Source organism: Aeromonas sp. RU39B (assembly GCF_900156095.1).
Lineage (GTDB): Bacteria > Pseudomonadota > Gammaproteobacteria > Enterobacterales > Aeromonadaceae > Aeromonas.
Genome location: NZ_FTMJ01000010.1, coordinates 18,107 through 38,001, shown reverse-complemented (window position 1 = coordinate 38,001; position 19,895 = coordinate 18,107). Strand labels below are relative to the sequence as shown.

Sequence of the window (19,895 nt, the reverse complement as noted above, 5' to 3'; positions counted from 1 at the left end):
ATAAGTGCGCTATCAATAGCGAACTTACCAAGATTTTCATCCGATCACATGGAGGTGACGTTATGCAATTGAAGAAGAAAAATTTGCACAAAGCCCTGGCCCTGCTCGGTGGTGTGGCGATGCTGTTCAGCGTCGGCGCCAAGGCGGCTGATCTGCCGGAAATCGAGAAGGCAGGCGTGCTGAAGATCGCCACCGAGGATGACTACGCGCCCTTCAACTTCATGAAGGACGGTCAGCCGGACGGCTTCCACAAAGATGTCCTTGATGAGCTTAAAACCTATGCCAAGACCTTTAAGCTCGATCAGAGCATCCTGCCATGGACGGGGTTGCTGGCCGCAGTTTCAGCTGGTCAGTATGACATCGCCATCACCGGCGCACTGGTGACCGACGAGCGCCTCAAGGTGTTTAACTTTGCCTACCCCTTCGCGTCTGCCCAGAGCTACTACGTGAAGCGTGCCGGTGATGACAGCATCAAGAGCGTGGCCGATCTGAGCGGCAAGACTCTGGGTGTGCAAGCCGGTAGCGCCCTGCTCTCCCGCCTGCCCGAGCTGAAAGCCATGCTGGCCAAAACCGGCGGCAAACTGGGTGAAGTGGTGGAGTACCAATCCTACCCGGAAGCCTATGCGGATCTGGCCAACGGTCGTCTCGACTATGTGGTTGATGCGGTCATTCCGATCAACTCCCTGGTCAAGACCCGTGCTGGCGTGTTCGAGAAGGGCCAGCCCGTTTCCGGTGGCGGCTTCGTCTGCTGGCCGATCCCCAAGAACAGCCCCAAGCTGCTTGAATACATGAACGGCTTCATGAAGCACCTCAAAGAGAGCGGCAAGCTGCACGAGCTGCAAATCAAGTGGTTTGGCGAGCCGTTTGACAACCTGCCGCAAGAGGCCATCACCACTGCGGAACAGTTCCACAAGCTGGCCGGTCTGTAATGCCATCGGGCCGGCCTGTGGGTCGGCCCCATCCTCGCTTGTCCGTTTCCGGTTCATAGCCACAAGGAGAACTCCCCCATGGATTGGAGTGCATGGAAGCAGTTGCTCGAAGGCGCCTGGACCACGCTCTGGATTTCCGGCGTGTCGATCGCCATCGGTGTGCTCACCGGTCTGCTGATCGCCATGCTGCGCCGTGCCCGCATTCCGGTCGTGGATCAGCTGCTGGCGCTGTATGTCAGTCTGGCCCGCGCCACCCCGCTGGTAACACTGGTGCTGTTTCTGTTCCTTTCGCTGCCGACTATCGGCATCCAGCTCGATCGCAACACTGCCGCGATCCTGGCGCTGACCCTCAACACCGCCGCCTTTAATGCGGAGATCTGGCGCTCGGCGCTCGACAACTTCTCGCGCGCCCAGCATGAAGCCGCCCTGTCGGTCGGTATGCCGGACTGGGTCTTCTTTCGCCGCATCATGTTGCCGCAACTTATCACCGTCAGCCTGCCAGCACTGGTCAACGAGATGTCTTCACTGATCAAGGCCAGCCCGGCCATTGCGGTCATCGGCCTGGTCGATCTCACCCGTGTGACTAACCGTATTGCCGCGGTCACCTACGATGCCCTGCCGCCGATCCTCGGCGCCGGTCTTATCTACATGGTGATCATCGCCGGACTGGTCAAGGCACAGGCCGTTGCCGAGCGGCATGCCCGCCGTCTGGCCATGTAAGGAGCCCGTCATGAGTGAATGGGAAGTTATCTGGGGAGCCCGCGACGCGTTTATCGCCGGCTTCTGGAAAACCCTGGAAATGTTCGTGCTGTCGGCCCTGATCGGATTTGCCTTCGGCGTACTGTTACTGTTTTTGCTGGAAGGCCGCCCCCATCCGGGTCGCCGTTTGACCAAGCTGCTGATCGACGCCATGCGCACGTTGCCGTTCCTGATCCTGGTCTATCTGCTCTACTACGGGCTGCCGCACTTTCGGGTGCGTCTGCCGGCCGACACGGCCGGTCTGCTGGCGCTGGCGCTCTACCACGGCGCCTACTTTGCCGAGATCCTGCGCAGCCAGCGGCTGGTGATGCCAAGCGGCTACATCGAGGCCGCCCAGGCCCACGGTTTTCGCGACGGGGTTATCTACCGGCGCATCATCCTGCCTAATGCGGTGATGACCTCGCTGCCGCTGCTCGGCAACCAGCTGATCCTGTGTCTCAAGGACACCGCCTTTTTGTGCATCATCACGGTGCGCGAAGTGACTGCCGCCGCCAACTCGGTGCAGTCGACCTATTTCATTCCGCTCAAGGCATTCGCCGTGGCGATCCTGCTCTACTGGCTGGTGACGCTGGCCATTGAGTACGGCATCCGCAAGGCCGGTGCAGTGAGCAAGAAGCGAGGATTCCAGCATGCCTGACATGCCCGCAATCACCATCAAGAACGTCTCCAAGCACTTTGATAACGTGGAGGTGCTGCGCGATATCAACCTGACGGTCAACAAGGGCGAGGTGGTCAGCATCCTCGGCTCCTCCGGCTCCGGCAAATCAACCCTGCTGCGCTGCATGAACTGGCTGGAGCAGCCGGATCGCGGCGCCATCTATCTGGGCGAGCAGCGCTTAGGTATCGACGAGCAGAGCGACAAACCAATGAGCAGCCGCCAGCTGGCGCACATGCGCGAACGGGTCGGCATGGTGTTCCAGAGCTTCAACCTCTGGCCGCATCTGACCGTACAGCAGAACGTTACCGAAGCACTGCGTTTTGTGAAGAAGGTGCCCAAGGAGAAGGCCAACGAAATAGCCCGCGCCCAACTGGAAAAGGTAGGCATGCTGGAGAAGGCCGATGTCTACCCCATCACCCTGTCGGGCGGACAGAAACAGCGAGTGGCCATCGCCCGTTCGCTGGCCATGAGCCCGGAGGTGATCCTGTTTGACGAACCCACCTCGGCGCTGGACCCGGAGCGGGTTGGCGAGGTGCTGGCGGTGATGAAGCAGCTCTCGCAGGAGGGCTACACCATGGTGGTGGTGACCCACGAAATGGACTTTGCCCGCGCCGTCTCTGATCAGGTGGTGTTCCTCGAGAAGGGTAAACTTATCGAGCAGGCACCGCCCGAGGAGTTCTTTACCAATCCCAAATCGGAGCGGGTACGCCAGTTCCTGCAAACGGTCCGTCAGTAATACACAGAGAGCAAAAAGGCACGCGACGCGTGCCTTTTTCATTTAGCGGGATTCGGCCGCCAACTCGCGATGCCGCTGCTTCCAGAGCCGCACCATGGTGTGACTGTTCACCAGCAGGAAGGTGCCTTCAATCAATGCGCCGCCCAGAGAGCCAATCACGACGTTGTGGGTGAACCAGCAGACGGTGCCAAACAGTAGCAAACCACGCATCCGCAGACCCGATTCGCGAAACAGCGCCCAAGTGCCGGTGGTGGTGCCGATGATGGTCAGCCACTGGATCGGGGCGGTGATCTTCGGAATGCCGAGCACCCAGACAATCACCAAAAACAGCAGCATCACCCAGACATTGCGGGTGCGGGTGGAGGCGAGGCTGCGCAGACCGCTGAGCCAGGCGGCCATGGCGGCGGTGGGCGAACCAAGCAGGTAGAAGTGCAGGCCGATGACCGCACAATAGAGGGTCAGAAATGCTCGCAGGCGCATGTCGCGTTTTTGCACAAACGCGCTGATGCCGATGCCGGCGGCGACCAGCCCGACCGACTGGGCCAGCGGGTTGGCAGCAAACAGGGAGGCGATAATCTCAAATGGCATGATGCTGGATGTCGTGGCTGATATACCAGCAATTGTCAGGCCGAATAATCGGCCTGACAAGAGTTTTCTAGAAATTTAAAAGAAGGTTTCAAACTGGATCGCGATCGATTGCAAACGCAGACCAGGCCTGGCGCGTCGGCATCACTTCCACCCGGTTGATATTGATGTGATCCGGCAAGCTGGCGATATAGAACATCTGTTCGGCGATGTCCTCGGCGGTGAGCGCCGTGGTGCCGCGATAGAGGCGATCGGAGGCCGCCTGATCGCCCTTGGTACGCACCAGCGTGAATTCGGTCTCGGCAATGCCGGGAGCCAAATCGGTCACACGCACACCGGTGCCCAGCAGATCGCAGCGCAGGTTGTAGCTGAACTGTTTGACGAAGGCCTTGCTGGCGCCATAGACGTGGCTGCCCGGATAGGGCCACTGACCGGCAATCGAGCCGATGTTGATGATGGAGGCGCCAGCGCCGGTGGCGATCAGCGTCGGCAGCAAGGCGTGCGTCATGGTCACCAGGCCGGTCACGTTAGTGTCGATCATGGTCTGCCAATCATCGAGCTCGACGCTCTGGGCCGGATTAGGCGACAGGGCAAGGCCGGCATTGTTGATGAGGGCACGTACCGCCTTGAACTCGGCCGGCAGGGCATCCACCACGGCCTTGACCGATGCACGATCGCGCACATCGAGCGCGGCATAGTGGACAGGCACGCTCTGGGACAGTTCATCGGCCAGAGCGCGCAGGCGATCTTCACGGCGGCCGGTGATGATGACCGACCAGCCATCCTGGGCAAAACGACGGGCGGCCGCTTGGCCAAAACCGGAGGTAGCTCCAGTGATAAAGACAATCTTGCTCATGACTCACTCCTTTGGTCACGCACGAGGCGAGGTTCGGTTCAGTGCCCCGGGTGCACAATCACCCAGAGCGCCAGGACAATCAGTAGCGGCGCCACCCAATAGTGGAGGCCACCGGTGCCGTAACGGGCAAACAGGTGCTGGCCGAGCTGGTTACCGAGCAGCGATGGCAACCACAGCATCAGGGCCAACCACGCCTGCTGCATACCAAGCAGGCCATTGCCAGCCAGTCCAAGCAGCGAGGCGCTGCTGCACAGGGCGAAAAAGACGATGGCGGTAGCGCGTTGCACCTCGGCAGGGAGCGGCTGATTGAGCAGATAAACCATCAGCGGCGGTCCACCGGCCGAGGCCGTGGTCATCGCCAGCCCGGACGCCACCCCGGCAGGAATCGCCAACCGTGGCGCGCCATTTGGCAGGCGCAGGCGGGTCAGTAGCAAGACACCGCCCAGTAGCGACAAGCCTCCCACCACCCGGCTCATCCAGATGCCCGGCACTACCTGCAACAGCCGCAGCAGCAGCGGGCGTTCGCAGCGGTGCACGGCGCCAGGCAACAGCCCCAGGCAGCAGACCAGATCGAGCAAAATGGCGGTCACCACCGCCTGCTGCACCGGCAGCAGCCGGGTCAGGCCAAGCACCATGATCACGGCATAGCCAAATCCGCTGAAGCCACGCACCGTTCCCGCCAGCAGGGCCAGCAGCACGGCGGGCAGAAAAGATGCCAGCATGGCGACTCTCCCCATTCGTCTGCCCCCACTCTATGGGCTACGCAAAGACACCTGTAGGGCCAGATGTCGCCCTCGCTCGGGACACCTGCTGGCACCATCTTTTGCCCAATCTGGCCCTAACGCCCGACGCCCACTGTTTCTAGTCTGGTGAAGAGCACCGGCAGCGCCGGAATACCCCATTCATCCAGAGGGAAGAGATGATGAATCAAGCCATCAACAAGGATGCCGTGATCAGCAACCAGTACGTCCACCAACTCGATCGCGACTATGTGTTTCACTCCTGGTCGGTGCAGGGCACCCTCAATCCGCTGGTGATCGCCGGCGGCAACGGCTGCACCCTGTTTGACTACGACGGCAAGCAGTACCTCGACTTCAGCAGCCAGCTGGTCAACACCAACATCGGCCACCAGCATCCCAAGGTCGTGGCCGCCATACAGAAGCAGGCTGGCGAACTGGCGACCATTGCCCCTGCCACCGCCAACCTGGCGCGCGGTGAAGCGGCCAAGCGCATCATTGCCCGCGCCCCGGCTAACTTCAGCAAGGTGTTTTTCACCAATGCCGGTGCCGATGCCAACGAAAACGCCATGCGCATGGCCCGCCTCTATACCGGGCGCAGCAAGATCCTGTCGGCCTACCGCTCCTATCACGGCAACACCGGTGCCGCCATCGTGGCAACCGGCGACTTCCGCCGTCTGCCTAACGAATACGCCCAGGGGCACGTGCACTTTTTCAACCCCTACCTCTATCGCTCCGAGTTTTGTGCCGCCAGTGAAGCCGAAGAGTGCGAGCGCGCACTGGCGCACCTGCGCCGCATCATCGAATGTGAAGGGCCGCACACCATCGCCGCGCTGCTGATGGAGACCGTCCCCGGCACCGCCGGCATTCTGGTGCCGCCGGCTGGCTATCTGCCGGGCGTGCGCGCTCTGTGCGACGAATTCGGTATCGTGCTGATTCTCGACGAAGTGATGGCCGGGTTCGGCCGCTGCGGCAGCTGGTTTGCCTTCGAGCAATTTGGCGTGGTGCCCGACCTCATCACTTTCGCCAAGGGGGTCAACTCCGGCTATGTACCGGCTGGCGGGGTGATCATCTCCAACCCGATTGCAGCCTATTTCAATGACCGCTACTTCCCGGGCGGCCTGACCTATTCGGGTCATCCGCTGGCGATGGCGGCCATCGTCGCCACACTGGATGCGATGGATGAGGAGCAGCTGGTTGAGAACGCGTCTGCTATCGGCAGCGAACTGCTGGGGCCGGGCCTCAAGGTGCTGGCCGAGAAGTACGCCATCGTGGGTGACGTGCGCGGTCTGGGTCTGTTCTGGGCGCTGGAGCTGGTCGCCGATGCCAGCAGCCGCAAGCCACTGCCCGCTGACAAAATGGGGCAGATCAAGAGCGCCCTGATCCAGCACGGTTTACTGCCGTTTGTGGTGGATAACCGCATCCATGTGGTGCCGCCCTGCATCGTCACCGCCGATGAGGTGAAACAGGCACTGGCGATTCTCGACCAGGTGCTTGGCCAAATCAGTCTCTAACTTTCCCCGGCCCGGTTTGCTGCATGTCGCGCAACAGCAGCCACCGGGCCGCTTTTTTACAGTATTTTTGCGCAACATAAACACCCTGTGGTGACCAGCCTTCTTACAATGGAGTGCAGATTAATTCGCCACAGGATCCCGTCATGTTCGCCTCCATTGCCCGCATCAGCATCATGCTGCTGCTCGGCTGGCTGACACTGCCTGCCAGTGCCAGTCAACCCTCTGCCCCGTTGCAGGACAATCCGGCCTGTACCGCACTGACCACGACCGATCTAAGCGCCGTGGCCGGAGTGGGCAGCCATGTCCTTTCGACCGCCAGCCAGAGCCTCAACGGCGCTCGCTACTGCGTGGTGCAGAGCCGGCTGATGCCGGCCATCACCGTCACCACCCTGCTGCCTGAAGAGGGGTGGACCGGTCGCTATATGCAGATCGGCTGCGGCGGTCTGTGCGGGATGATTGGCATGAACGTGGGGGCGGCCGCCGGCTGCGCGCCACTGACACAAAACGGCGTGGCCATGGCGGCAACCGACATGGGCCACAGCATGCAGGAGGTGGATTTTGGTAAGGATCCGCAGAAACGGCGCGACTTTGCTGACCGGGCCCAACACTTGGCAGCGGTGGCGAGCAAGGCGCTGATCCGCCAGTTCTACGGTAAGCCAGCGCGCTGGTCCTACTTCAACGGCTGCTCGGATGGCGGACGCGAGGCATTAATTGCTGCCCAGCGCTACCCGGACGATTTTAACGGCATCATTGCCGGGGCGGCCGCCATGAACTTCCTGGCGCAAAACGCCCTCTATCACGCCTGGCAGGCTCGCACCAATACCGGCAGCGACGGCCGCGCCATTCTCACCGCAGATCTGTTGCCGGTGCTGCATCAAAGCGTGGTGGCCCAGTGTGATGGGCTCGATGGCCAGAAAGACGGTCTGATCGCCGAGCCGCAGGCCTGCCACCCCGACCTGCAATCGATCCGCTGCCCAGCTGGGGAAGCGGGCAAGAACTGCCTGACTGACCTGCAGATCAAGACGGTGCAACGCCTCTATGACGGCCCGCGTGACCAGCAAAGCGGTGAGCGGATGACAGTGGGCGGCCCACTGCCGGGCTCGGAGCTCGCCTGGATTGGAGTGTTCGTGCCACGCATGGCGGACCAGCCACTGATGAGTGCCCAAGCGTCACTGGCGGTACTGCGCTATCTTGCCTTCGAACAGACCAAGCCTGATTTCAAGCTGAGCGATCTCACCTTCGACCGCGCCACGTTCGATAAGCTGCGCGCCCTGCACCCACTCTATGACGCCACCAACCCGGACCTGTCAGCCTTTGCCAAGGCCGGTGGCAAGCTTATCATCTGGCACGGGCTGGCCGATCCGCATATCTCGCCGCTCAACAGCATCGCTTATCATCAGGCGGTCGGAAAACAGATGGGCGAAGCCCAGCGCGATAGCTTCGAGCGCCTCTATCTGCTGCCAGGGGTTTACCACTGCTCGGGCGGTGAGGGGCCGAGTCTGGTCGATTTTATGACCCCGCTGATGAACTGGGTCGAGCAGGGCCGTGCTCCTGATACGGTGGTGAGTTGGCAAGCCCCCAAGGACGATCACAACGGCTTCGGCCAACCGGGCGGCATGCAGGGTAAATCCGGCAAGCCTGCAGGCAAAGCGCATGGCAAGTTGCCGCCCCCGGACGCCATGTCCGACCATCCGCTGGCGCTGCGCATCGACTCGGTGCCGCACGGCAGTGCCGGTCGCCCCGTCTACCCCTACCCTTACCGCGCCGCCTATCGCAGTGGCGATCCTGCCCAGCCCGCCAACTACCAGCGGGTCAAGGTGAGTGAGGTGCCCACTCGCTACCCCTGGCTGGGAGAGGAGTTCTTCACTCCCTACTCCGCGCTGTAACCAAGGCGCTAAAGCAAGAGGGCGGACCATCTGGTCCGCCCTCTGCGTTGATAGGTGTGCGATGTCCGTTTAGGTTGCACACTGCCCGTCATCGGCTTAATCCATCAGAGAGACGGCGGCAGCCTGACGGCCTGCCAGTCGATCATAACCGGCAGCCAGTGCCAACGCTGCCAGCGATGGCAGCAGCCAGGCCAGTCCCTGCGCACTCATCGGCAGGTTGAGGGTCCACTCCGGCAGCAGGTTTGACAGCGCCGACGACTTGATGCCGTCGATCATGCCAAACAGCAGGCTCACCAGCATGACCGGCGCGACCACGCGGCTTGTGTTGTTCCACCAGCGCAGGGTGAAGCTCAGCACCACCAGAATGATGCAGGGCGGATAGATGGCCGTCAGCACCGGGATCGACAGCTGGATCAGGTGGCTCAGACCCAGGTTGGAGACCAGGGTTGAGAAGCCGCCCAGGATAAACACCAGGGTGCGATAGGAGAACGGCAAGTGGTGGGAGAAGAACTCGGCGCAAGCGCAAGTCAGACCCACAGCGGTCACCATGCAGGCGATGAAGATCAGCATGCCAAGGAAGCCGCTACCCATGTTGCCAAAGGTGTGCTGCACGTAAGCGTGCAGGATTTCAGCACCGTTTTGCGCAGTCGGTACCAGCTCACCGCTGACCGAGCCAAGGCGGAACAGGCTCAGATAAACTAGGGTCAGACCAATACCGGCAATCACTCCGGCCATGATGGTGTAGCGAGTCAGCAAACCGGCACTCTCGACGCCACGGGAGCGGGCGGCATTAACGATAACGATGCCAAACACCATGGCCCCCAGCGTGTCCATGGTCAGATAACCGTTCACGAAACCACTTGAGAAGGGGATCTGCTGATAGACCTCGGTGGCGGGAATGGCATGGCCAGCCGGCCACAACACGGCAGCGATACCCAGTGCTGCCAGCGCCAGAATCTTGATCGGAGCCAGCACGTGACCCACGGTGTCGAGCAGACGACCCGGATAGAGAGAGATAGCAATGACCAGCGCGAAATAGATCAGGCTATAGACCAGCAGCGGGGTGGCACTGTGACCAAACAGCGGCGCCAGACCCACCTCGAACGAGACAGTCGCGGTGCGCGGAGTGGCAAACAGGGGACCGACGGCCAGATAGCAGACCATCGCCAGCAGCACGCCAGCTTTCTTGCCAATCGGCTGGCTCAGGGCATCAATGCCGCCACCGACACGGGCCAGTGCCACCACGGTCATCACCGGCAGACCCACGGCAGTCAGCAAAAAGCCCAGCGCCGCAGTCCAGACGTTTTCGCCCGCTTGCAGACCAACGATCGGCGGGAAAATGATGTTGCCCGCCCCCACAAACAGCGCAAAGGTCATGAACCCTAACGCCACGATGTCTTTGGAAGTTAAGTGTTTTTTCAGCATGGATGTGTGGTGCCTGTCTAAAGCCTTGAACAGGAGAAAACACTCTTGGACAAACAACCTACAGAAGGATTAATAGGCAGAATGACAAGGTGCTACTCTTTTTGTTTTTATTTTGCCGATATCACGGCGGGGGCCAAGTAAACAGGTTATGTCGTTACAAGGCAAGAGCAGAACAACAAGCTAAAATTTATGACTGTAAATTATAAAAAAACCAGTTTCATAAACTGGTTTTTTCTTTAAAGGCCAAAAAATAAACCAAGACTCTTGGGAGACCTTATTGTCACTACGCCATCACGACGGATAACCCGCTACCAATACACACTGATTCCGTGGCCACTCGACATCGCAGCTCCGGCGCACAAGGGTGAACACTCACCCCGCAATGTCTGACGGGCCGATCGCATTTTCAGAATGCTGTTTAGTAAAATTATCCTTGTTCAGGATCAATACGTTATAAGACGTATCCCCTTTCCACCAATCTGGGTGGAACTCCCCCCCACTCCCTGTGAGCCCACCCGCCGATCCCTTACACTATCTTTTCTAGCAATAACAATTATTCACATTCACTTTCAGGTGGTCCCCATGCTGACTCTGCTTCGACAATGTAATGCCCTGCTCGACAAACCAGATCTGGCCAAACTGCTGCTGCGTATCACGCTGGGCGGATTGCTGTTCTTCCACGGCTGGCACAAGGTGCTGGCAGGCACCGGTGCTATTCAGGGCATGCTCGAAGCACAAGGGGTACCGGGCTTTATTGGTTACGGCGTACTGATCGGTGAAGTGGTTGCCCCGATCCTGCTGGTGCTGGGTATCCTCTGCCGCCTGTCGGCGCTGAGCATTTTCTTCACCATGATCGTGGCCTGGCTGCTGGTCGGCACCGGCAAGACCTTCACTCTCACCCCGGTCGGTGCCTGGGGTATCGAAGATCTGGTCTATTACGCGATGGCCGCGCTAACCGTGATGCTGCTCGGCTGCGGTCGTTACTCGGTGATGAGCAACCCCGAGTGGCGCTAACTGCCCCCCAGATACAAAGCAAAAACCGGCCGCTTGGCCGGTTTTTGTTTTTCCGTCGCGGCAATTACTCCGCCGGCTTGTGTTTGCGCGAGGCCTTCCTTTCCAAAAACGCGATCATCTTGCCGGCCACGTCTTTGCCGGAGGCTCCTTCCACCCCCTGCAAACCCGGTGATGAGTTGACTTCGAGCACCAGCGGACCGCGGGCGCTGCGCAGGATATCAACACCGGCCACATCGAGACCCACAATCTTGGCGGCCTGTAGCGCGGTGTCACGCTCCTGGTCGGTAATCTCAATCGCCTCGGCCGAGCCGCCCCGGTGCAGGTTGGAGCGAAACTCCCCCTCTTGGGCCTGACGGCGCATCGCGGCCACCACCTTGCCGCCCACCACCACGCAGCGAATATCGGCCCCGTTGGCTTCACGGATATACTCCTGCACCAGAATATTGTTGTTGGTCTGGATAAAGGCTTCAATGACGCTCTCGGCCGCCTTCTCGGTCTCGCACAGCACCACACCCACCCCCTGGGTCCCCTCCAGCAGTTTCACCACCAACGGCGCACCGCCGACCATCTTGATAAGGTCCGGCACATCACGGGTGCTGTGGGCATAACCGGTGATCGGCAGGCCCAGCCCGTGGCGGGACAGCAGTTGCAGGGCGCGCAGCTTGTCCCGCGAGCGGGAGATCCCGACCGAGCTGTTGAGCGCCAGCGTCCCCATCATCTCGAACTGGCGCAGCACGGCGGTGCCGTAAGCGGTGATGCTGGCGCCGATGCGCGGGATCACCGCGTCATAGGTGCCAAGCTCCAGCCCCTCGTAGTGGATGGAGGGGCAGTGGGAGGCGATATTCATGTAACAGCGCAAGGTATCGAGCACCTCGACCCGGTGACCGCGTGTTTCAGCGGTCTCCACCAGACGGCGGGTTGAGTAGTTGTTGGGTTCACGGGAGAGAATGGCAATCTTCATGGCAGTGCGGCCGAATTAACGGAGAGTGTGCACAGGGTGCCACGTTCATATGACAACACCAATCGGTGTGCAGCATAAATGCGGTAAAAGCCCTCTCAGTGCCGGCCGCGCAGGCTCTGTTGCAGGGTCAGCAGGCAAGCAACCTCCTGCAGCCGGCGCCGGGTGACCGCCTGCCACTCACTGCGCCAGGGGGCGAGCAAGGTCAGCGCGATGCAGTGGCGATAGAGGGCGCCGCTACGCTGCCAGCGCCAGCTCTGTCCGTCGGCGTGATAGGTGAGCCACTCGCAATTGCCGCTGCGATCGAGCTCAAGCCGACGCTCGCCACGCAGGTGCAGGCAGAGCCCCTTGCGCTCCACGCCGGGGCCGGCGTATTTGTTGAGCCAGAGCGTCAGCGGCACGCCGGCGGCAGTGCCATGCAGGCAGGCTTGCCCTTCGGCGCTGTGCAGATCGCCCACGCAAATCGGGTTGCCGAGCCGGTCACACACATCACGTGCTTGCAGTGTCAGGGCCGTATCGCCCCCGAGCGCCGCCAGCAGCTCGCGTAGCATCGCCAGCAGATGGGTACCGATATCGAGAATCACCCCGTCGGGGTGGCGAAACTCGCGGCGATCCGGCTCGCCGGTGGCAAAGTTGAGCGCAATCGGATGGCCCGCCGCATCGAAACCGGAGGGCTCGAGCAGAAAACCTTCCAACCGCTCGATATCCGCCAGCGTCACCGCGGGCGGGACGGGTAGAGAAGCAGATTCGCTGTGCCATTCATTGCCCAGCTGACCATGCAGCCACTCTTGCACGGCGCTGCGCGCCATCCAGTGATCGAGAGCCAGCAGCCGACCGGCCGCGCGCTCGTCATTGAGCAGCGCCAACAACTGCTGTTGCTGGGCCAGGGTCGCCACCACCGGTTTTTCCACCAGAATGCCAGGGACTGCGCTGGCCAGTGCCGCTTCCAGCGTTGGCAGATGCAGTAGCGACGGGGTGGCGATCACCAGCCGGTCCAGCGGCTCGGCCAGTAACGCGGCCAGCGAGGGCATGGGGCGCACACCGGGCAGTACACGCGCCGGATCGAAACCGCTCAAGGTCAGCGCCGGCGCCAGCTCCCGCAGCGCCGGCAGATAGGCGGTCTCGACCACACTGCCGAGACCCACAAACCCGATATGCATGGTTATGCTCCCAGATTGGGCGCCAACCAGCGCTCGGCCTCTTCCAGACTCATGCCCTTGCGCGCCGCATAATCTTCCAGCTGGTCGCGCTGGATCTGGGCCACCGCGAAATAGCGGCTGTCCGGATGGGAGAAGTACCAACCCGATACCGCCGCTCCCGGCCACATGGCGTAAGAGTCGGTCAGGCGCATGCCGATCTTCTCCTCCACCCCGAGCAGCCGCCAGATGGGCGCTTTTTCGCTGTGCTCCGGGCAGGCCGGATAACCGGGCGCCGGGCGGATGCCCTGATAGTTTTCGCGGATCAGCTCATCGTTGGAGAGATTCTCATCCGCCGCATAACCCCAGTGCACCTTGCGCACCTGCTCGTGCAGATATTCGGCAAACGCCTCGGCCAGCCGGTCACACACCGCCTGTACCAGAATTGCGTTGTAATCGTCATGCTCGGCCTTGTAAGCCTTGGCCACCTCGTCCTCGCCAATGCCCCCGGTCACCGCGAAGGCGCCCACCCAGTCGGCGACACCACTCTCTTTCGGGGCCACATAGTCGGCCAGGCAGTAGTTGGGGAAATCTTTCTTCTCGCTCTGCTGGCGCAGGTGGTGCAGGGTTTCGATCACCTGCTGGCGCGACTCGTCGGCATACACCTCAATGCTGTCACCCACCGCATTGGCCGGGAACAGGCCAAAGATACCGGCGCAGCGGATCGGCCCATCGGCTTCGAGCCGGTCGAGCAGGGCCAGCGCATCGGCATAGAGACGCGTGGCCTCTTCGCCCACCACCTCATCTTCGAGGATGCGCGGGAATTTACCGGCCAGCTCCCAGCTCAGGAAAAACGGCGTCCAGTCAATGTAGCGGCGCAAGGTGGCGATCGGCATGTTGTCGATCACCTGTACGCCGCTCTGCTTGGGCTGCGGCGGCTGATAATTGGCCCAGTCGAGCTGATGCTTGTTGGCGCGGGCGGCGGCCAGCGACACCGGCGGTGTGCGCGGCTGCTTGCGCGCGTGCTGCTCGCGCACCACCTCGTACTCTTTGCGCAGGCGCTCGACAAATGCCGGCTTGAGATCCTCACTGAGCAAACTCTGCGCGACCCCGACCGCACGGGAGGCATTCGAGACATACACCACCGGCTCGGAGTAGTTCTGCTCGATCTTGACCGCAGTGTGCGCTTTGGAGGTGGTCGCACCGCCAATCAGCAGCGGCAGCTTGAAGCCCTGACGCTCCATCTCTTTGGCCACGTGCACCATCTCGTCGAGGGACGGAGTGATCAGGCCCGACAGGCCGATGATGTCGGCACCGACTTCCCGCGCTGTCTTGAGAATGGTCTCGGCAGGCACCATCACGCCGAGATCGACGATCTCGTAGTTGTTACAGGCGAGCACCACGCCGACGATGTTCTTGCCGATGTCGTGCACATCGCCCTTCACGGTGGCGAGCACAATCTTGCCGTTGCTGGTGCCGCCGGATTTCTCTGCCTCGATGTAAGGTTGCAGATAGGCCACCGCCCGCTTCATGACCCGCGCCGATTTCACCACCTGCGGCAGGAACATCTTGCCGGTGCCAAACAGGTCACCAACCACGTTCATGCCGTCCATCAACGGCCCTTCGATGACGTGCAGCGGCCGCTCGGCCTGGGCGCGCGCCTCTTCGGTGTCCTCTTCGATAAAGTCGGTAATGCCTTTGACCAGCGCATGTTCAAGACGCTTGCCAACCGGCCAGCTGCGCCACTCCTGCTCACGCGGATCGGCCGCTTCGGCGCCGCCCCCGCGATACTTCTCGGCGATCGCCAGCAGCTCTTCGGTGGCGCCGGAGTGGGTGTTGAGCACCACGGCCTCCACCTTCTCTTTGAGCTCAGGCGGGATCTCTTCATAGATAGCGAGCTGACCGGCGTTGACGATCCCCATGTCCATACCGTTCTTGATGGCGTGGTAGAGGAACACGGCGTGGATCGCCTCGCGCACCGGCTCGTTCCCGCGAAAGGAGAACGAGACGTTGGAAACGCCGCCCGAGATCATGGCGTGCGGCAGGGTCTCCTTGATGTCCTTCACCGCTTCGATGAAGTCCACCGCGTAGTTGTTGTGCTCATCGATGCCGGTCGCCACCGCAAAGATGTTGGGGTCAAAAATGATGTCTTCCGGCGGGAAACCCACCTGTTCGACCAGAATGCGGTAGGCACGCTGGCAGATCTCGGTCTTGCGCGCCCGGGTATCGGCTTGCCCCACCTCGTCAAACGCCATGACGATGACGGCGGCGCCGTAGCGGCGGATAAGGCGGGCCTGAGCGATAAACTTCTCCTCGCCCTCCTTCATGGAGATGGAGTTGACGATCCCCTTGCCCTGCACGCACTTGAGGCCAGCTTCCAGCACTTCCCACTTGGAAGAGTCGATCATCACCGGCACCCGGGCGATGTCCGGCTCGGCGGCGATCAGGTTGAGGAATCGCACCATCGCCTTCTCGGCGTCGAGCATCCCCTCGTCCATGTTGATATCGATGATCTGGGCGCCACTCTCCACCTGCTGCTTGGCCACCTCGAGGGCTTCGTCGTAAAGCTCCTCTTTGATCAGGCGCTTAAAGCGCGCCGAGCCGGTGACGTTGGTCCGCTCACCGACGTTGACGAACATGGAGTCGGCATCGATGGTCAACGGCTCGAGACCGGAGAGGCGACATGCGACAGGGAGTGTCGGCAACGGGCGTGGCGCCAGATCGGCCACCGCCTCGGCAATGGCACGAATATGGGCCGGGGTGGTACCGCAACACCCCCCCACCAGGTTAAGAAAGCCACTCTGGCCCCACTCGCGAATATGGCTCGCCATCTCGGCAGCATCCAGATCGTATTCACCAAAGGCGTTGGGCAGACCGGCGTTGGGGTGGGCGCTGACGTTGCATTCGCAGATACGCGACAGCTCGGCGACATATTGACGCAGCTCATCCGGGCCCAGCGCGCAGTTCAGGCCAAACGAGATCGGTTTGACGTGGCGCAGGGCGTTATAGAAGGCTTCGGTGGTCTGGCCGGACAGGGTGCGGCCGGAGGCGTCGGTGATGGTCCCGGAGATCATCACCGGCAGGCGCAGCTGCATGTCATCAAACACCGACTCGACGGCGAAGGCGGCCGCCTTGGCGTTGAGGGTATCGAAAATAGTCTCGATCAGGATGAGATCCGAGCCCCCTTCAATCAGGGCGCGGGTTGACTCACGATAGGCGGTCACCAGCTCGTCAAAGTTGACGTTACGCTTGCCCGGATCGTTAACGTCCGGCGAAATCGACGCGGTACGGTTGGTCGGACCCAGCACCCCGGCTACAAAGCGCGGCTTGTGCGGCTCTTTGGCGGTCCACTCGTCGGCAACCGCGCGGGCCAGCCGCGCCGCTTCACGGTTGATCTCGGCCGACAGGGACTCCATGCGGTAGTCCGCCATGGCGATGGTGGTGGCGTTGAAGGTGTTGGTTTCGAGAATGTCGGCGCCCGCTTCACAGTAGGCATCGTGGATAGCGCGGATCACCTCCGGCTTGGTCAACACCAGCAGGTCGTTGTTACCCTTGAGATCGCTCGGCCAGTCGGCAAAACGGGCTCCCCGGTAGTCGGCTTCGGCCAGCCTGTAACCCTGAATCATGGTGCCCATGCCACCATCGATAATCAGGATCCGCTTGGCAAGATGCGCCTCCAGACTCTGTTGTGTTTGCGCCACGACACTCTCCTTTCGTTTTCATTCCGTACAGCGTGCGCTCATCCTAGCAGCAATTTGGCGAGAATAGAAATCTAGCCGTCTATCTGTCTATCTTTGCAAGCGCGCCGGATAAAATAGGTGATGATGAAAATAACTCCCGATAGTACCCTAGGCGAGCCCTGAAAGAGGCTAACACTGCTTGCCGTCACACCATCGAGACACGATAACAATGAACGTTTATTACACGCTCTGTTTTCTGGCTGCGCTGGCGATCCTGATTGCCTTCGCCAACCAGTATGTCATTCGGATTCAAACCACCATCGCCATTACCGCTGGCTCCATGCTGCTCTCTGTGCTGATCGTTCTGTTCGGCAAGATGGGCTGGTTCAATCTCGAGCCCATCGCTGTTCATGTGATGGAGAGCATCGATTTTGAAAACTTCCTGCTCAAAGGCATTCTCGGCTTCCTGCTGTTTGCAGGCGGGATCGGCATCAAACTGCCAGCCCTGCGCGATCAGAAGTGGGAAATCGCCATCATGGCGGTGGTCTCAACCCTGCTCTCGACCTTCATTGTCGGTTTCGGTTTCTGGTGGCTGGCCGGCCTGTTTGGCTGGGACATTCCGCTGGTCTACTGCATGTTGTTTGGCGCCCTGATCTCCCCGACCGACCCGATTGCGGTGCTGGCCATCGTCAAGAAACTCAAGGCGCCGCCCCAAATTGCCATCCAGATCGAAGGGGAGTCGCTGTTCAACGACGGTGTGGGTCTGGTGATTTTCGCCACCGTGTTTGCCGTTGCCTTCGGCGGTGTCGAACCGACCTTTGGCAGCGTAGCCGGCCTGTTCCTGCATGAAGCGCTCGGTGGCATCCTGTTTGGTGCTGTGCTGGGTGTGATTGCCCATTACATGATTAGCGCCACCGATGACCACGCCCTCGAACTGCTGCTGACGCTGTGCATTCCGACCGCCGGCTTTGCTCTGGCCAACATGCTGGGTGTCTCGGGTGCTCTGGCGATGGTGGTCACCGGCATCATGGTCGGTAACTGGACTCGTCATAAAGGATTCTCCGAGCAGAGCCAGCACAATCTGGATCACTTCTGGGAGCTGATGGACCAGTTCCTCAACGCCCTGCTGTTCCTGCTGATCGGTCTGGCCGTGGTGTTGATGCGCCTCGATGTGCACGACTGGGTGCTGCTGATCATCGCCGTACCGCTCTGCCTGGTCGCTCGCTTTCTCAGCGTATCTGCGCCCTATGTGGTGTTTCGCCGCTTCCGCACCTACAACACCTACTCGGTGCGCATCCTGACCTGGGGCGGCCTGCGTGGCGGTCTGGCGATGGCGATGGCACTGGCACTGCCGGCTGGCAAGATGATGCTACCGGAGCATGGGGTGGATCTGCGCCAAGTCATTCTGGTGATGACCTACGCCGTGGTGATGTTCTCCATCGTGATTCAGGGGATGACCATCACCCCCATGATTCAGCGGGCCAAACAGCTCAACGGCGAATACTGATACGACAAGGGCGGCCACTGGCCGCCCTTCTTCTTGGCATGATCCGCGCCGACTACGTCACTGCTGCCGCACCAACTGCAACCAGGGCAACGCCGGGTCGCCCTGGGTAATAAAATCCGGGTTCATCAGGCTTTCACGCCGGTTATAGGTCAGTGGCTGCTGGGAAAGAGTACGGATGACGCCTCCGGCCTCCTCAACAATGCACTGGGCTGCGGCGGTATCCCACTCACCGGTCGGCCCCAGCCGCACATAGCAATCGGCGCGGCCTTCAGCGACCAGACAGGATTTGAGCGAACTCGACCCGCAGACCAGCCACTCGTAGCGGCACTCATCGCTGAGGGTCGCCCCAAGCGCAGCCAGATCCTGATGACGGCTGACCGCCACCGTCAGGGCCGAGGGACGCAAGTCGTGACGACGCACCTGCAGCGGTCGGCTTACCCCTTGCTGCTCGCAAAAAGCGCCACCCCCACGCACCGCCCGATACAGCCGGTCGCTGTGCGGTGTATAGACCACCCCGAGCACCGGCTGATGATCGACCACCAGCGCAATCAGAGTGGCGTAATCACTGCTACCGGTGATGAACTCGCCAGTGCCATCGAGCGGGTCCACCAGCCAGTAGTGCGACCAGCCGGCACGCTCGGCCAAGCTGGGTTGCTCGCCCTCTTCGGTCAACACCGGCCAGTGAGGCGTTAGCTCGCCCAGCGCCTGCTTGAGAAAGGCGTCCACCGCCAGATCGGCGCTGGTGACAGGGGAGAGATCGGCCTTGGTGCACTGTTCAAACTGCCCATGCCGGCGAAATTCCAGCAGCATCTGACCGGCACGGCGCGCCAGCGCGCAGACCGCCGGTAGCAGTGTAGCCGGATGAGGGTTCATAATGCGGACTCCTCGGACAGCCACTTTTGCGCCAGGAACAGGGCGCTCAGGCTGCGCGATTCGGTAAAGTCAGGGCGCGCCAGCAGCGCATCGATATCACTCAACGGCCAGGGAATCACATCAAGCGGCTCTGGCTCATCCCCTTCGCGCTGCTCCGGATAGAGGTCGCGGGCCAGCAGGATATCCATCCGGCTCGAAAAATAGCCGGGTGCCAGCGACACCTGTTTAAGTGGAATCAGTTCACGAGCGGCAAAGCCCGCCTCTTCCATCAACTCGCGGTTGCCCGCCTCGAAAATATCTTCGCCCGGATCGATCAACCCTTTGGGGAATCCCAGCTCGTAGCTGTGGGTGCCGGCGGCGTATTCGCGGATCAGCAGCAGCGTGTCGGCGTCCAGCATGGGAACCACCATCACAGCGCCCCGGTTGCCGCCGCGCATCCGTTCATAGAGACGCTCTTCGCCGTTGGAGAACTTGAGATGGAGCGACTCCACCTTGAACAGGCGGCTCTCTGCGACCAGTTCGGCCTTGAGTATTTCAGGTTTGACTTTATCGTGGTCCATGACGGGTCACTGGGCTGGAATCCTTGACCCAAGAGTAAACGACTCGGCACGGCTCGGCTATCAACGGATGCTCACCTACCAC

Annotated in this window: 17 protein-coding genes; 8 read left to right on the top strand and 9 right to left on the bottom strand. The window is 61.1% G+C overall.

All coding sequences use genetic code 11. The features are described from left to right. Positions 1-62: 62 nt before the first annotated feature. From BW958_RS13870 to BW958_RS13855, 4 genes are all read left to right on the top strand, one after another. Positions 63-929 carry a transporter substrate-binding domain-containing protein gene (locus BW958_RS13870; protein ID WP_076576356.1) on the top strand — a complete coding sequence of 289 codons (867 nt, stop codon included), beginning with the start codon at positions 63-65 and terminating at the stop codon, positions 927-929. 78 nt (positions 930-1,007) lie between these two features. Then, the gene (locus BW958_RS13865) at positions 1,008-1,649 is read left to right on the top strand and encodes an amino acid ABC transporter permease (protein ID WP_076576355.1); all 642 of its coding nucleotides are present in this window, start codon (positions 1,008-1,010) and stop codon (positions 1,647-1,649) included. 10 nt (positions 1,650-1,659) lie between these two features. Beyond that, positions 1,660-2,325, top strand: coding sequence for an amino acid ABC transporter permease (locus BW958_RS13860; RefSeq protein ID WP_076576354.1), 666 nt, complete (start codon positions 1,660-1,662; stop codon positions 2,323-2,325). Between the two features lies 1 nt (position 2,326). Continuing rightward, positions 2,327-3,082, top strand: a complete 756-nt coding sequence (locus BW958_RS13855; protein ID WP_256702030.1) for an amino acid ABC transporter ATP-binding protein — start codon at positions 2,327-2,329, stop codon at positions 3,080-3,082. Between the two features lie 42 nt (positions 3,083-3,124). Here the strand turns inward: BW958_RS13855 and BW958_RS13850 are convergent, their stop codons facing one another. The 3 genes from BW958_RS13850 to BW958_RS13840 all read right to left on the bottom strand — a co-directional run bounded on the left by BW958_RS13850 (position 3,125) and on the right by BW958_RS13840 (position 5,245). Further along, positions 3,125-3,670, bottom strand: a complete 546-nt coding sequence (locus BW958_RS13850; protein WP_076576352.1) for a YgjV family protein — start codon at positions 3,668-3,670, stop codon at positions 3,125-3,127. Between the two features lie 88 nt (positions 3,671-3,758). Continuing rightward, entirely contained in the window at positions 3,759-4,523 is a 765-nt protein-coding gene (locus BW958_RS13845) for an SDR family NAD(P)-dependent oxidoreductase (RefSeq protein ID WP_076576351.1), read from the bottom strand. Between the two features lie 38 nt (positions 4,524-4,561). Beyond that, the gene (locus BW958_RS13840) at positions 4,562-5,245 is read right to left on the bottom strand and encodes a TSUP family transporter (protein ID WP_076576350.1); all 684 of its coding nucleotides are present in this window, start codon (positions 5,243-5,245) and stop codon (positions 4,562-4,564) included. Positions 5,246-5,445: 200 nt separating this feature from the next. On the opposite strand from BW958_RS13840, the gene BW958_RS13835 reads away from it, so the two are divergent. Both BW958_RS13835 and BW958_RS13830 read left to right on the top strand, forming a co-directional pair. Further along, positions 5,446-6,774, top strand: coding sequence for an aspartate aminotransferase family protein (locus BW958_RS13835; protein ID WP_076576349.1), 1,329 nt, complete (start codon positions 5,446-5,448; stop codon positions 6,772-6,774). Between the two features lie 143 nt (positions 6,775-6,917). Further along, positions 6,918-8,660 carry a tannase/feruloyl esterase family alpha/beta hydrolase gene (locus BW958_RS13830; RefSeq protein ID WP_076576348.1) on the top strand — a complete coding sequence of 581 codons (1,743 nt, stop codon included), beginning with the start codon at positions 6,918-6,920 and terminating at the stop codon, positions 8,658-8,660. Positions 8,661-8,756: 96 nt separating this feature from the next. On the opposite strand, the gene brnQ is transcribed toward BW958_RS13830, so the two are convergent. Next, positions 8,757-10,085 carry a branched-chain amino acid transport system II carrier protein gene (gene brnQ / locus BW958_RS13825; protein WP_076576347.1) on the bottom strand — a complete coding sequence of 443 codons (1,329 nt, stop codon included), beginning with the start codon at positions 10,083-10,085 and terminating at the stop codon, positions 8,757-8,759. A 582-nt stretch (positions 10,086-10,667) separates the two neighbouring features. Here brnQ and BW958_RS13820 point away from each other — a divergent pair. After that, positions 10,668-11,099 carry a DoxX family protein gene (locus tag BW958_RS13820; RefSeq protein WP_076576346.1) on the top strand — a complete coding sequence of 144 codons (432 nt, stop codon included), beginning with the start codon at positions 10,668-10,670 and terminating at the stop codon, positions 11,097-11,099. Between the two features lie 64 nt (positions 11,100-11,163). Here the strand turns inward: BW958_RS13820 and rimK are convergent, their stop codons facing one another. The 3 genes from rimK to metH all read right to left on the bottom strand — a co-directional run bounded on the left by rimK (position 11,164) and on the right by metH (position 16,894). Then, positions 11,164-12,060 carry a 30S ribosomal protein S6--L-glutamate ligase gene (rimK, locus tag BW958_RS13815; protein WP_076576345.1) on the bottom strand — a complete coding sequence of 299 codons (897 nt, stop codon included), beginning with the start codon at positions 12,058-12,060 and terminating at the stop codon, positions 11,164-11,166. 95 nt (positions 12,061-12,155) lie between these two features. Continuing rightward, positions 12,156-13,217 (bottom strand): Gfo/Idh/MocA family oxidoreductase, encoded by a 1,062-nt coding sequence (locus BW958_RS13810; RefSeq protein WP_076576344.1) that lies wholly within the window; start codon positions 13,215-13,217, stop codon positions 12,156-12,158. A gap of 2 nt (positions 13,218-13,219) precedes the next feature. Further along, the gene (metH, locus tag BW958_RS13805) at positions 13,220-16,894 is read right to left on the bottom strand and encodes a methionine synthase (RefSeq protein ID WP_076576343.1); all 3,675 of its coding nucleotides are present in this window, start codon (positions 16,892-16,894) and stop codon (positions 13,220-13,222) included. Between the two features lie 208 nt (positions 16,895-17,102). Here metH and BW958_RS13800 point away from each other — a divergent pair, with 208 nt between their 5' ends. Next, positions 17,103-18,380: a cation:proton antiporter gene (locus BW958_RS13800; RefSeq protein WP_076576342.1), complete on the top strand. Its 1,278-nt coding sequence runs from the start codon at positions 17,103-17,105 to the stop codon at positions 18,378-18,380. Between the two features lie 57 nt (positions 18,381-18,437). On the opposite strand, the gene cysQ is transcribed toward BW958_RS13800, so the two are convergent. Continuing rightward, the gene (gene cysQ, locus BW958_RS13795; RefSeq protein ID WP_076576341.1) at positions 18,438-19,253 is read right to left on the bottom strand and encodes a 3'(2'),5'-bisphosphate nucleotidase CysQ; all 816 of its coding nucleotides are present in this window, start codon (positions 19,251-19,253) and stop codon (positions 18,438-18,440) included. After that, positions 19,250-19,813 carry an ADP compounds hydrolase NudE gene (gene nudE / locus BW958_RS13790; RefSeq protein WP_076576340.1) on the bottom strand — a complete coding sequence of 188 codons (564 nt, stop codon included), beginning with the start codon at positions 19,811-19,813 and terminating at the stop codon, positions 19,250-19,252. Before nudE ends, cysQ begins: the two co-directional genes overlap by 4 nt. Positions 19,814-19,895: the final 82 nt, after the last annotated feature.